12 protein-coding genes are annotated in these 11940 nt (G+C 57.5%); 6 read left to right on the top strand and 6 right to left on the bottom strand.

The window, feature by feature from the left end; translation table 11 throughout:
* Positions 1-91: 91 nt before the first annotated feature.
* On the bottom strand, positions 92-535 hold the full coding sequence (locus L1A08_RS12510; RefSeq protein ID WP_238756744.1) for a VOC family protein: 444 nt from the start codon (positions 533-535) through the stop codon (positions 92-94).
* Positions 536-747: 212 nt separating this feature from the next.
* On the opposite strand from L1A08_RS12510, the gene L1A08_RS12505 reads away from it, so the two are divergent.
* The gene (locus L1A08_RS12505; protein ID WP_238756743.1) at positions 748-1839 is read left to right on the top strand and encodes a hypothetical protein; all 1092 of its coding nucleotides are present in this window, start codon (positions 748-750) and stop codon (positions 1837-1839) included.
* Between the two features lie 72 nt (positions 1840-1911).
* Here the strand turns inward: L1A08_RS12505 and L1A08_RS12500 are convergent, their stop codons facing one another.
* Positions 1912-2835: an SMP-30/gluconolactonase/LRE family protein gene (locus L1A08_RS12500; protein WP_238756742.1), complete on the bottom strand. Its 924-nt coding sequence runs from the start codon at positions 2833-2835 to the stop codon at positions 1912-1914.
* 275 nt (positions 2836-3110) lie between these two features.
* Here L1A08_RS12500 and L1A08_RS12495 point away from each other — a divergent pair, with 275 nt between their 5' ends.
* Positions 3111-3980 (top strand): 3-keto-disaccharide hydrolase, encoded by an 870-nt coding sequence (locus L1A08_RS12495; protein ID WP_238756741.1) that lies wholly within the window; start codon positions 3111-3113, stop codon positions 3978-3980.
* A gap of 30 nt (positions 3981-4010) precedes the next feature.
* Here the strand turns inward: L1A08_RS12495 and L1A08_RS12490 are convergent, their stop codons facing one another.
* Positions 4011-4640, bottom strand: coding sequence for an HdeD family acid-resistance protein (locus L1A08_RS12490; protein ID WP_238756740.1), 630 nt, complete (start codon positions 4638-4640; stop codon positions 4011-4013).
* A 135-nt stretch (positions 4641-4775) separates the two neighbouring features.
* The gene (locus L1A08_RS12485; protein ID WP_238756739.1) at positions 4776-5462 is read right to left on the bottom strand and encodes a DUF3124 domain-containing protein; all 687 of its coding nucleotides are present in this window, start codon (positions 5460-5462) and stop codon (positions 4776-4778) included.
* 483 nt (positions 5463-5945) lie between these two features.
* On the opposite strand from L1A08_RS12485, the gene L1A08_RS12480 reads away from it, so the two are divergent.
* Positions 5946-6641 carry a DUF1963 domain-containing protein gene (locus tag L1A08_RS12480; protein WP_315860583.1) on the top strand — a complete coding sequence of 232 codons (696 nt, stop codon included), beginning with the start codon at positions 5946-5948 and terminating at the stop codon, positions 6639-6641.
* 789 nt (positions 6642-7430) lie between these two features.
* On the opposite strand, the gene L1A08_RS12475 is transcribed toward L1A08_RS12480, so the two are convergent.
* Positions 7431-8978, bottom strand: a complete 1548-nt coding sequence (locus tag L1A08_RS12475) for a serine/threonine protein kinase (protein ID WP_238756737.1) — start codon at positions 8976-8978, stop codon at positions 7431-7433.
* A gap of 271 nt (positions 8979-9249) precedes the next feature.
* Between L1A08_RS12475 and L1A08_RS12470 the strand changes: the two genes are divergently transcribed.
* The 3 genes from L1A08_RS12470 (at position 9250) to L1A08_RS12460 (ending at position 10601) form a co-directional block, all read left to right on the top strand.
* Positions 9250-9450, top strand: coding sequence for a hypothetical protein (locus L1A08_RS12470; RefSeq protein ID WP_238756736.1), 201 nt, complete (start codon positions 9250-9252; stop codon positions 9448-9450).
* 169 nt (positions 9451-9619) lie between these two features.
* The gene (locus tag L1A08_RS12465; RefSeq protein WP_238756735.1) at positions 9620-10045 is read left to right on the top strand and encodes an FKBP-type peptidyl-prolyl cis-trans isomerase; all 426 of its coding nucleotides are present in this window, start codon (positions 9620-9622) and stop codon (positions 10043-10045) included.
* Between the two features lie 100 nt (positions 10046-10145).
* Complete coding sequence (locus L1A08_RS12460; RefSeq protein ID WP_238756734.1) at positions 10146-10601, top strand: hypothetical protein; 456 nt, start codon at positions 10146-10148, stop codon at positions 10599-10601.
* On the opposite strand, the gene L1A08_RS12455 is transcribed toward L1A08_RS12460, so the two are convergent.
* A complete protein-coding gene (locus L1A08_RS12455; RefSeq protein WP_238756733.1) occupies positions 10546-11790 on the bottom strand; it encodes a MauE/DoxX family redox-associated membrane protein in 1245 nt (414 codons plus the stop codon). The two genes, L1A08_RS12460 and L1A08_RS12455, sit on opposite strands and share 56 nt — an antisense overlap.
* Positions 11791-11940: the final 150 nt, after the last annotated feature.

The following is an 11940-nucleotide window of genomic DNA, read 5'->3' as shown; positions in this document are numbered from 1 at the left end:
GCTCACTCTCAGACTTCGATTTCAGGGACTTCTGCTTAGACGTTCAGATTGCGAAGACAGCCATCGATGCAATTGGTTCGGAAAGACGCCGCTATTCCATTCCTTCGAACATCGCCGTAAAGCGGCGCTGCATTTCTTCCGGCGAGACCTCTTCGATTTGAGAGCCAATCAGCCATTCGTGGCCGAAGGGGTCTTTCACTTTGCCGGCTCGTTCGCCATAGAACTGGTCGCGGGGAGGCATGATGACTTCTGCTCCGGCTGCTTCCGCCTGTTGGACCAGCGCATCGACATTGTCGACATGCAGATGCACCGAAGAGCCGGTCCCTCCGAAGTGCTGCGGACCATGGATGCCGAACTCGGGATACTCGTCGGAAATCATCACGACAAACTCTCCGAAGAGCAGTTCAGCATGTCCGATGCGGCCGCCCGGTTCGCTGAGCCGAAGCTTCTCGGTCGCACCGAACGCCTTCTGATAAAAGTCGATCGCAGCAGCCGCGTTGGCGACGCGGAGATAAGGAAATGCTTCGCGAATCATGATGAGAACTTTCGCAAGAGAACGGTACGGGTCTCCCCGCATTCTAATCGCCGCCGTGACCGTCTGCACCGAGAATCGAGCGGAGGCAGTTTGCGATCGATGGTCGTCCGGCGCGAGACTTGCTCGTCTGGTCAATGGGTATCCATTCTGGATTCTACAATTGCATCCGCTGGTTTGCTGAGGCGGATCTCACTCATCGAAAGGAGTTACCTATGAAGCTTACACCCTGCCATTCTCTGATGCTGGCGGCAGCCTGTGTCGTCGGATTGTCGAGCCAGGCCTCGGCTGAGTCTCTGAATGCCGCCCATGTTCCCGCTGATGCGAAGTGGGTGATGCATGTCGACTTCGACGCCTTCCAGCAGACGGCTCTTGCCGGGAAGATGCGTGAGAAGAAAGCGGATGACATCGAGAAAGCCGAACAGAAATTTCAGGAGAAGTACGGTGTCGATCTGAAGGACGGCCTGAAGGGCGTGACGGCATTTGGTTCGACCTATGAAGCCCATACGGGCACAATGATCGTGCTCGCCAGCTACGATATGCAGAAGGTGCAGAAGGAAATCCGCAGTAAGGACAAGGTGAAGTCGATGAAGATCGGCGGTCATCCTGCCTTCGTCATCACGAAGACAAAGGGCGAACATCACGGAGCTGAACATGGTGATCGTGCTCATCGGGATCAGGCCCGGGATAAGTCCTCGAAGAATAACCGTTCTGCTGATCGGGAGCGGTCTGGCCCGCGAATGGGACAGCCGGAGACGATGGTCGTTGTCCTGGTCGACGGAGAACAGGTCGTGCTGAGTTCGTCTCAGGAACTGGCTGACCGAGCCATCGCTTTGCTGAGCGGCGAGAGCAAATCGCTGGAGGGAGCTGACTCCCCATTGACCGCCAAGGTTCCTCAGGGTTCAGTCTTCTACGGAGCGGCCACCAATTTGCAGTCGATTTCCCAGCGAGACGGATTCTTTCCGATTCTCCAGCAACATCAGCAAATCACCTATGCGGTCGGTGAAAACAACGGCGAAGCGTTCAAAGACGTGACTCTTCAGGCCAACTCCGAACAGGTCGCCGGACAGGTGAAGAATACAATCGATGGCCTGATGGCCTTCGCCAAACTGTGGGCCGGCAACGAAGAGCGGCTCCAGCAGGTCTTCACTCACGCTCAAGTGAAGCAGGAAGGCGATACCGTGAAAGCCGAATATCGCGGCGACGCGGATGAAGTTCTCGACGCGATGTCCGCTTTGAAAGAACGGGCAGAGCAATGGGAACAGAAGCAGCAGAAATCACGGGAACGGAACCGCGACGAGCGATAATCGTTCGCGAAGCGAAAATGAACGCAGCCGGGATGTTTGTCGCATCCCGGCTGCTTTTCGTTTCAGCGACTACTATTCGCCCAGCTTAATGAAAGCGACGGCGTTGTTGTTATTCATCGGGATCACCAGTTGGTTTCGTTTCGGGTCGTAACCCATGGAAGCGGCACTCGGAATCCCGGCGGCGATCATGCGAGCCGACTGCCCTGGCTTGATCTCCGAGACGCTGCCGAAGCGAACGCTGCTCACATACTTGGTCCCGTCTTTCAGAATCACGATGCCATCGTTGCCCCCTTCAACCGCGTGCTCCGTCTTGAGCAGCTTGCCGTTCTCCGGGTCGAACGTCATCACCGCGTTGTCTCCCACATTGACGACAACCACATTGCCATCAGTATCGATGGCGACGCCGTTCGGATTCACCAGAGGCTTGCCATCGACAAACGTGGAGACGTCGCCGTCGGCGGTGATTTTGTAAACCCGTTCCGGCGGACGCGTGTTCGAGACAAACATCGTGCCGTCTTTCGCGACTCCGATTCCGTTGAGAAACGTCGAGCCAGGCACGTGATACGAGCGGCCGGGTTCGCCCGTTTCGAGGTCGAACGTCCGCACGGTATCCATATCAGCGGTGTAAAGAACGCCGTCGAGAACGGCACTGCCGAGCGGGTGATTCAGCGTGAGGCCATTGCGGCTCGCGCCGATCCACTTTGTGGTATGCACGGAACCATCCGGATTCAACAGAGAGACGTAGCCATCGTTTTCCTGCTGATCCTGGGGCACGCCGGCGTTCATGACGACCAGCAGATCGCGAACCGGATCGTAAGTGACGCTCTCGGCGAACCGGAAGCTGCCATAGACTTTGACATTGTCGCTGATCTTGACGAACTGACCGGCTTCATTCACCGCACCGAGCGGCTGCCCGACTTCAAACTGCTTCTTCTGCGCCAAAGCGACGTTCGACAACATCAGTAGACCTGCAACGGTGAAAACAAGATTCTTCATGGGCGACTTTCCTCTGTGAGTGGGATTCAGGTTCGCGACAAACTGGACGTCAGTTCGTGGGTCTTCCTGCCGTCTGTATACCCGATTGAATTCGCCCGGGAAAGGATCGACAATCAGGACCGTTCCTCCCTTGAAGAGAGTACAGGGGCTTTGGATTCGCGATTCGGAGCCGAGTTTCGTACAATCGATTCCGCTGCTCACCGGCCCACCTGCCTGTCCACTCCCGTGGACGACCTTCCTCCCCACTTTGCCTTTAGCACCGGGAACCTGCCGCCATGATCAGACGTCTTTGCCTCTCCGCTCTTTTTGCTGTTTCCCTGACCTCTCTTCTCGTCAACCACGCCACCGCGGCTGAACCTGAGAAGAAGACTCCAGCCGTCGTCCCTGAAAAGACCATCACGCTCGTACCGTCGAAAGATCTCAAGACGCACTGGTACACGTGGCTGACTGACGATCGCCATGAAGATCCCCGGGGCGTCTTCACGCTCAAACCGGATGGAATCCTTCGCATTTCCGGCGACGGTTTCGGAGGACTCATCACTCGCGAGGAGTACGCGAACTATTACCTCGTGATGGAGTACCGCTGGGGCACGGCGACCTGGCGAACCCGCAAAGATCGAGCCCGTGATGGCGGACTGCTGCTGCATTGTCAGGGGCCGGACGGAAACTTCGGCGGCTCGGCAACTCAGCCCGGCCCGTGGATGACCTCGGTGGAATGTCAGATCATCGAAGGCGGCGTCGGCGACATCCTTGTCCTGCAGGGGAAAGACGAGAACGGTGAGACGATCCACGCTTCCGCCACCAGCGAGGTTACGCTGGACCGCGACGGCGAAGCGGTCTGGACACCCGGCGGAGAGAAGAAAACCTTCACCAGCGGACGGATTAACTGGTCCGGCCGCGATCCGGACTGGAAAGACGTCCTCAACTTCCGTGGAGCCAACGACGTTGAGAGTCCGGGTCAGGAATGGACGACCCTCGAGTGTTTCGTCAACGGCGACACGCTGACCTATCGTGTCAATGGCGTGATCGTGAACCGAGCCGAAGACGTCGTGCCGTCACAGGGAAAGATCCTGCTGCAGACCGAAGGAGCCGAGATGTTCGTCCGCAAACTCGAACTCCGCCCGCTTCCGGATCAACTGCCGTAACCGGCGGTTTTCCCGGATCGTGAAGCGGACTCAGCTCAGTCGATTCTGAATCTCGACTGCGGACTGGTGCACCTTTTTGGCGGCCATTCCGAGCATGATGAGCGTCCAGCCATTCACGATCATATCGATCCCGATGAACAGACCGATTACCCAGAGCCCCGACGCGGGCCACTTGCTCCAGATCAGCACGCCAAGCAGCACGGAAAGGACGCCGTGCATCAGGAGCCAGGTCCAGTTGGGGAACCGATCGGCGCTGGCGACGAGGATTCGGAAGACGCCGCCGAAGATCAGCATAAGCGCGATCACAAGCGTGAACGCGGCAGCCGAGGCGGCTGGGTTGGCAACCAGAACCAGTCCTCCGACCGCATACAGAAGGCCCATCAACAGGGAAAGAAAGAACCCTTCCCAGTTCTTGACCAGGAACGCGAGAGCCGCTTCCAGCACCCCGGCGGCCAGCATCAGGACACCCAGAACGATCACCATCGCCAGTGTGGCGACGATCGAATAGGTGATGATGATCGCTCCGAAAATCAGCGTCACCACACCCAGGCCGACGAACCAGCTCCACCGCCTGCCCAGCTCATCGATTCGAAACCGCCCGGCTGCTGCGCTGGCCATAGTTGTTTCCACCGACGGATTGACGCTCTCTGGCAACGACATGACTCGTCTCCCGAAGATCAGATGAAAAGCACTCCACGTTTGCGGGTTCCGGCTGTCCTTCTCAGAGAGCTTACAGATCCTGCTGGAAGATTCTATGAAGGCCAGCAAACTCATCTGTACCCGGCGATTGCCGGATCAATCATCGTTGCTTTCTTCATCGGAAGCAGCTTCGCCAATCACGAAACCGCGGCGGACGAAGGAAATGCCCTGCTGAGAACCGGTGTCGATCATCACCGCTTCGATGATCGGCTCGGTCACTGGTTTGTCGGCGTACCATTCGACGATGAAGTTCGCTCCGCTGCCGCCGGAGGCGTCGTCCCGTTCGACAACCAGTTCCGTTGTCCCGAGAGGCGGCAGCCGAACGGGTTTCTCCAGATAGGAGCGGACCTCAACACCTTTGGTGTCGAAATACCGGATCGACCGGACGACGATTTCACTCTCCATGCTGGTGTTGCGAACGCTGAGCGTGATCGTCAGCAAATGCGGTTTGCCGTCGCCGTGATAAACGTGCGAGTAAGCCGGCACGTACACGATCTGCCCTTCCACCGGATTGGTGGCGACATGAAACAGATCTCCCCGAGCCAGTTCACCGACTTCCAGCTCCTGCGGCGGACTCGGGCGGAGCGTCGCTTCGAACTTGTCCAGCCGCTGGTCGAGATAAAAGGCATAGATAACCAGCGGAAGAAAGAACAGCACGATGATGCCGCCGATGAGCAGTTTGAAACGCCGCATGAATGAGTCAACATCGTCGACGGTCAGTTTGCCTGCCATGGGATCCCCTTTCTCAACGACCGCAGCCGCCGAGTGAACTGCAATACTCACAACCTTCCCGCGCTCGCAGCAATCGTCCCCTCGGCTCCGAAGTGATTTTCGGAAGCCCCGTATGCTGCAACGCGGCGAGCGAGAATGCAGTATCTCTGTTCTCCATCTCCGTGAACAGTCGGGCGAGTCTCGACGTCATTCGGGGCCTCGACAACAGAACGTCGCTGACCTCAACCTGAGATGGTAAAGACGTCTTTCGAACGCTCGAGTTCCTTCAAGCCAACGGCCTCAATGGGCAACTGCTTGTTGCTGGCGCAACCCGGAGGTAAACCTCCGGGCCATCCCGCCGGAATTCCAAACCGGAGTTCGGCAACACCGCCGGGCTCCGGTTTTTTCTGTTATGTACGGCAGGAGGGAGCCTCGTCTACAATGCTGATCGGCGGGGATTCTGCGGGCCCCCTCTGCTTGAAGAATCATTAGAATCTCAGTGTGGTCCATATTCAATTTTGGTGGTGTATTTCGAGTTTGTCGAGCAGGTAGATCATGACTCCCGAAGAGATACGTTCCCGCCTGGCGAAATCCGCCGTCAAACTTACTGCTGGTGGTTTCAGGCCGACTGGCGAGCCGACGGAGAGTTGGCTTGGTCGAGTGTTCCTGTCTGGTCCGGATGAAGAGATGCCCGTTAACTCGGTGGGCGATCCCTTACTTCCGCTTGCGCAAATCTGCCTGGCATCGTTACCCTTCGTGCCTGCATGTCTTGAAGGCGTTGCACTGGTAACCGTCTTCATCGGAACTTCGCTTCCAGACGAATTCGAGCCGATGGGCGAAAAGTGGATCGTTCGCGAATACTCGAACATGGCAGATCTTGTTCAACGAGATTGGCCATCGCCCCGATCATTCCTTAACCCATTCCCCGTTTCATTTCAGCGGATCGATGACGAATGGCCCTGTTGGGATGGAGGAGGGCTAACCGAGGAGATGAGCGATGAAATTCTCGCTCTGGAAGCCAGCGGTGAGATCAATGATTACTACGATCTGGGCGAGCACCATTATGTGCATAAGGTCGGAGGCTACCCGTCCTTTTGTCAATCGGGCATTGATCCCGGCGATGGATTTGAATTCGCTTTCCAGATCTCGTCTGATTCAAAAATCAATCTGAACGTCGTCGACGGCGGCTCTCTGCAGTTCTACCGAAATCCACACACCGCCGAATGGAAGATCTACTACGACTTCTATTGAACCGAGTCCCGCAGGTCAGTCTCGTAGGTCAGGCACCGCCTGACGAGGATTCTGAAAACGACTCCGCGATCAAACCCAGCGTTCGTCTTCCTCCCCTTAGCCTTCGCGGCTACCACCTTAAACTCCACTCCCGCATCGTCCTGCAACAACCTCGTCACGCTGAAGAGGTTGTTGACGTTCGGATTTCCATCGCGGCTGAGCATTCACATGATACTTTTCGGAGATTTATTTATTGCTGTGCCAACGCTTTTGAAACCCACTGTGGCGTTGATGTAGTCGCGGAGCAGGGCTTCTGAAAGTTCAACCTCTCCGCCGACGATCGCTTCGATTGCTTCTCCATCCTCCTGATGGCCGCCGTCACTTTCGCAGCAGCATTTTCGTGAAGCGAGCGGAACCATTTCTCGAATGGCACTTGATCGTCGGATCGCTCGTAGAGTTTCTACGATAGGCAGTGTACGAGCATCCTTGTCTGTCACGATGCGCGGGGGTCGGCAGCGCAAAAAAAACGACCGCGTGTCCGAAGACACGGGTCGTTCTTGCGTACGTCCGGTTTTCCTCGCTGTCCCGCGGGTCGCAACGCCGCATGTGCCGCAGCCGCACTCAGTTCAGGGATCGTTCGCAACACGCTCCGTTGAACCCGGCTCCGACAAGGCAAAGGACTGACCAGTCGCCCGGCAGCCAAGTGGTTTCTCGCCAACACCCTGCGATTGATGTTGCCGTTTTGCATCACGTCTGATGACGCAATTGAAGCCCGAAACGGGTCGACGGGCAAGCCGATTGAGGCAAATCTTACTCTTCCGGCAAGTTCTCGGAATCGTCGGCCGGTGCAACCGGCTCAACCGGTGCAGACTGTGAAGCTGCCGACGTGACCGTAACGATTGCGTAAGTGATGCCGGCAGTGATTGCGGCCACCAGAACCAGCAAAGCGACCAGAATCAGAATCTTCTGATTGTCGTTTTGAGCCGCCTGCGCTTCTGCGAGTTGCCGCTTGGCGGTGTGAGCCGGGTTTCGCCCCGCGACGGACCCTTCCGCGGGGACAGGTCGTCTCCGCCGCTGTTGACCGGCGGGAGGACGTCGTTCACCCCGGTTGGCAGCCGAAGGCGAGGACTTCGCAGAGGGATCGAGATAGCGTTCTCCGGGCCGCACATTGTTGCGACGTCGGACGGCTTCGCTGGGAGCCTCTGTTGACGGAGCCGGTTTTGCCGGGCCGCCGACCACGCTCTGAGCCCGTTCGGTGCCATAGAGCATGCTGATTAAGTGAATGTTCTTTCGCTTCCAGTCTTCGGAGCCGTGATCGCCCAGCCAGCGAGTGAGCGCATCGGCCAGTTCGCGAGCGGACTGATATCGGTCTTCCCGCTTTTTGGCCATCATCTTTTCAACGATCGCCAGCAGACTCTCCGGAACATCGGGACGATCAACTTTGATCGACGGCGGCTGACGCGTCTGATGAGCCAGCAGTCGCTGCACCAGTGTGCCGTCCGTGAACGGCGGGTGTCCTGTCAACGCGAAGTAGAACGTGCATCCCAGGCTGTAGATATCGCCCCGCTGATCGACATTATGACTGTCGACGGCCTGTTCGGGAGCCAGATAGTCGGCCGTGCCGAGCACTTTTTCATCGTGCTTGATTGTCAACGACTCTTCGCCGTCTTCCTTGAAGAACCGGGCCAGGCCGAGATCGAGCAGCTTGACGGTGCCCTGCCGCGTGACGAGCAGGTTGCCCGGTTTAATGTCGCGGTGCACGAGTCCGGCGTCGTGGGCATGTGCGAGTCCTTCAGCGGCCTGACGGACGACGTCCGCAATTTCAATGAAGCCCATCGGACCTTTGGATTTCACGATGTTCTCGACGCTGTCGCCGTTCACGTATTCCATGACCAGGAAGTGAATCTCGGCTCCCCCTTCGTTCTGCTGATCGACATCGTAAGCGCGAACGATATTGGGATGATCGAGAGCAGCCACGGCGCGGGCTTCCCGCTGGAAGCGGCCGAGGTAGGAGGTGTCTTTGACACGGTTGGCCGGCAGCACTTTGATGGCACAGCGCCGCTGCATGGCGATGTGTTCGGCCAGATAGACGGCACTCATTTCACCACGGCCGAGGAGGTTCATCAGTTTGTAGCGGCCGAGCACGAACCCTTTATGGCGGCCCTGGAGGAGCTTCTCGGCCTGCCAGTCGGTGATCAGTCCGCGTTTGAGCAGTTCATTGGAGATATCGTTGGCGTCGTCGAGCCTGCGACCGTGACGCTTCAATTCGGCCAGCGTGCTGTCGAGCAGCGTGGCATCAACGAGCCCGCTGGCCCGCACGCCTGCCAGATACGAGTCTGCGGTCAACTTCAACGACATACGATCATCTTCCCCGAGTTGGATGAACTCGTGTGGACTCCGTTCCGGTGTCAGTCAGAATAGTTTCGTGGGGTCTCCATGCCGCCCGCCGGTCTTTATAGAACGTAGTTTTTCCGATAGCGAAACCGGGCAATCTCAGGAGAAGCAATTGCCGCGCCGAACATCGACTGGCGATCGAATCTACTCCGGTGGATTGCCTCGTTGGCCTTGAAAACAGGCTGTCTGGCCGATTCTGGTTCCTGGAATCTCTCAAGAAGTCGAATCCAGGCCGTTGCGATTTTCATTCATCGACCCGAGCCTGTTGCCGATTGACAACGAAGAGCAAGCGGTCGCTTTTCGTGATGCCGAAAGTCAACTGCCGCTCCATTTTGATGATGACATGCCTCACAGTGATAAGCGATTCGGTTTTCCTGTTTTCACTAAAATAACAGGATTTGAAGCGGTAGAATCCATCTATTCCAGCAGCCGATGAGTCGCAGAACCGTTACAACCGGGACCATCGGATTATCACGAGTCACGAAGCCCGAATCAACCGGCCCCGTCGCATCGCAACGGCTCCGGGGAACAGGAATCGCAGGCTCTGTGAACTGCTGATTCCATCTGGCCTGGCCAGCCGCCGTCGATCCGAGGATCTCTCTCTTATGACGATTTCTGCTGCACCGAACGACACTGTGACCGTCCACTATCGCGCCAGTACGCGGGACGGCGGGGTGATTGAAGACACCAACAACCGCAAACCGCTGGTCTTTTCGCTCGATGACGAAGCCTATCTCGAATCGTTTCGGCAGCAGATTGTGGGGATGGAGGCAGGGCAGACGAAAACGATTCTGCTCGACCCGGAACAGAGCTTCGGCCTGCGGGACCATCGTCGCCAGTTGACCGTGCCGGTGAACGGGCTTCCGTCCGGCATTCATCAGGGGGACCAGCTGGCGACCAGTATCGACGGAAGCGAAGTCAATGTCTGGATCGTGCAGATCAATGGGGATGAAGCGACGCTCGATACGAATCATCCGCTCGCAGGAGAAACCCTCAAACTGACGATCGAACTGGTCGCGATCAATCGCTGAGGCGATCATTCAGATCGATGGAATCGTCGGCGAAGCTGCGTCGAACACGCACGGGTGTTACGATGATCCTTCTTTTTGACCAGAGGATCGTTTCTGCCCTATGAATGCCGAGACTTCACCCGCAACAGGATCGCGTCGAGGACGCTGGATCGTGGCCGGGATGTTCCTGTTCGCAGTCTGCGTTTCCGGAGGTCTGCTGACCTACTGGGAACTGCACACCCGTCCCTTTCGTGAGCTGACCGATCGGCTGGCCGAAGTCTTTCCGCATTCGAGCCCGCGTGTCGAAGGGGGCAAGCACGGGATGCATCGGGAAACCGACCGTGTGCTGCGTGTGGTGATGCGTGTCGACTACCTGCCGGAAGAAAGCTCACCGCAGTTCCAACAGGATGTCGATCGCGTTCTGGAGATCGTCGCGGACGACGCGTCCGCAGTTGGGTACGATCGCTGGGAAGTACACCTGTTTCAGCAGCGTCCGGAACAGGAGCCGCTCGTTGGCTCGTTCAAAACGGATCCGGACGAGCGACTGGATCGTTCAGGGTCCCCTGAGACGCATTAAACCAGAACCGGTCGGAGAAGCTCTGGAGTTCGCTGAAATCATCGAGCATGGTGACGCTGCGTTGTCCCGACCAGCGGCTCGCTGTGCCGTGATGGACGAGAACGAAATCAGACTCGAGATCGTATTTCCGAATCGTTACGGAGGAAACTCCGATCAGAAAGCGGTCTTCCGGATAGGGTGGCGCATTCGTTTCCGCAAACGACCAGCGGTAAAGGTCGACCCGTACGTACTCCGGATACTCGGCTGTGCGGAAGCAGTGAGCCTGCAGTTCCCGCGGAATCTTTTCCAGCGCGCTTTCCCGAAGGTAGAAGTTCACTTTCGCACCCCGAGAGGCATACAGACCCCACGATGGCCAGACATCTCCGACGTTGAACCATTCACTGACCGGAAACAGCAGGCAGCCAGTCAGCACGATGCGAGCGTATGTCGCGGCGTTCCACGACCAGTCGGAGCAGGAACCTGCGTCGGCTGCGACAATGTCCGCTCCTCTCCCGAACAGGAGTGAGTTCTGCAGGATGAAGAAGAAGTTCCAGATCAGCACCGGCAAATGATGATTCAGCCCGAAGGGGCCGAGCACCAGAATCAGAGCCGAGTGCATCAACAGGCTGCAGTACCAGCCGATCCGCCGTGTCCGCGACCACAGAAGCAGGAACGCGGTCAGCAATTCAAAGGCGGGAATGCTGAGCGCGATGCCGCTTCTCAAAGCGGGCGGTAAATCGGCGTCGATCCTCGCCAGCTGCAGGATTCCATCGAGCATCGTCTGACCGTGCGAGTTCAGAAATGAGGCATCGAGCTTCGAGACGGCGGAGAAGAAATAGATCGAAATGGTTATCCACCGCAGCCAGTGGATCTGCATCGCGGGACGGAGCAGCGAAAAGCAGACCGCGTAGAGCAGAAACTGCACCGCCCAGGCCTGAATGCGGTGTTGATTGTCGAGCATCGCTGTCAGCAAAGCGACGCCAGTCACGCCCCACAGCAACCGCTCCAGTATCCCCGTGCGCGGCGATTGACGAAACTTCTGCAGGAAGGCCGCGAGGATCCAGAGGATGCCGGCTCCTGAAAGAACTATCACGACCATTTCTCCAACAGCGATCGTCGGGTGATTCCAGGCCGCCCACAGAGGGATCTGCGGGAAGAAGTGCCCATGACCCCAGAGCGGCGCGGTCAGCGCCATCTGAATGGCGAGCATTCCGCCCATCAATCCTTGCAGCAGCGTACTGACAGTGGACGCTGTCTCTGGAGAGGGAGTGGCAGCCGAGGATGAATCCGAAAGAATGCTCACGGCAGTGACTGGTCAAATGGAGGGAAATTATCATAGCATCGACCGCGGCTTGCTTGA

This window comes from Rubinisphaera margarita (assembly GCF_022267515.1).
Taxonomy (GTDB): Bacteria; Planctomycetota; Planctomycetia; order Planctomycetales; family Planctomycetaceae; genus Rubinisphaera; species Rubinisphaera margarita.
The sequence above is the reverse complement of the archived record's forward strand: the minus strand, read 5'-3'. Positions and strand labels throughout refer to the sequence as shown.

What these genes read in the sequence shown, in the direction of transcription:
- L1A08_RS12510 (WP_238756744.1), bottom strand. Translation starts at nt 535, where the DNA reads ATGATTCGCGAAGCATTTCCTTATCTCCGCGTCGCCAACGCGGCTGCT.
- L1A08_RS12505 (WP_238756743.1), top strand. Translation starts at nt 748, where the DNA reads ATGAAGCTTACACCCTGCCATTCTCTGATGCTGGCGGCAGCCTGTGTC.
- L1A08_RS12500 (WP_238756742.1), bottom strand. Translation starts at nt 2,835, where the DNA reads ATGAAGAATCTTGTTTTCACCGTTGCAGGTCTACTGATGTTGTCGAAC.
- L1A08_RS12495 (WP_238756741.1), top strand. Translation starts at nt 3,111, where the DNA reads ATGATCAGACGTCTTTGCCTCTCCGCTCTTTTTGCTGTTTCCCTGACC.
- L1A08_RS12490 (WP_238756740.1), bottom strand. Translation starts at nt 4,640, where the DNA reads ATGTCGTTGCCAGAGAGCGTCAATCCGTCGGTGGAAACAACTATGGCC.
- L1A08_RS12480 (WP_315860583.1), top strand. Translation starts at nt 5,946, where the DNA reads ATGACTCCCGAAGAGATACGTTCCCGCCTGGCGAAATCCGCCGTCAAA.
- L1A08_RS12475 (WP_238756737.1), bottom strand. Translation starts at nt 8,978, where the DNA reads ATGTCGTTGAAGTTGACCGCAGACTCGTATCTGGCAGGCGTGCGGGCC.
- L1A08_RS12465 (WP_238756735.1), top strand. Translation starts at nt 9,620, where the DNA reads ATGACGATTTCTGCTGCACCGAACGACACTGTGACCGTCCACTATCGC.
- L1A08_RS12460 (WP_238756734.1), top strand. Translation starts at nt 10,146, where the DNA reads ATGAATGCCGAGACTTCACCCGCAACAGGATCGCGTCGAGGACGCTGG.
- L1A08_RS12455 (WP_238756733.1), bottom strand. Translation starts at nt 11,790, where the DNA reads ATGCTCGCCATTCAGATGGCGCTGACCGCGCCGCTCTGGGGTCATGGG.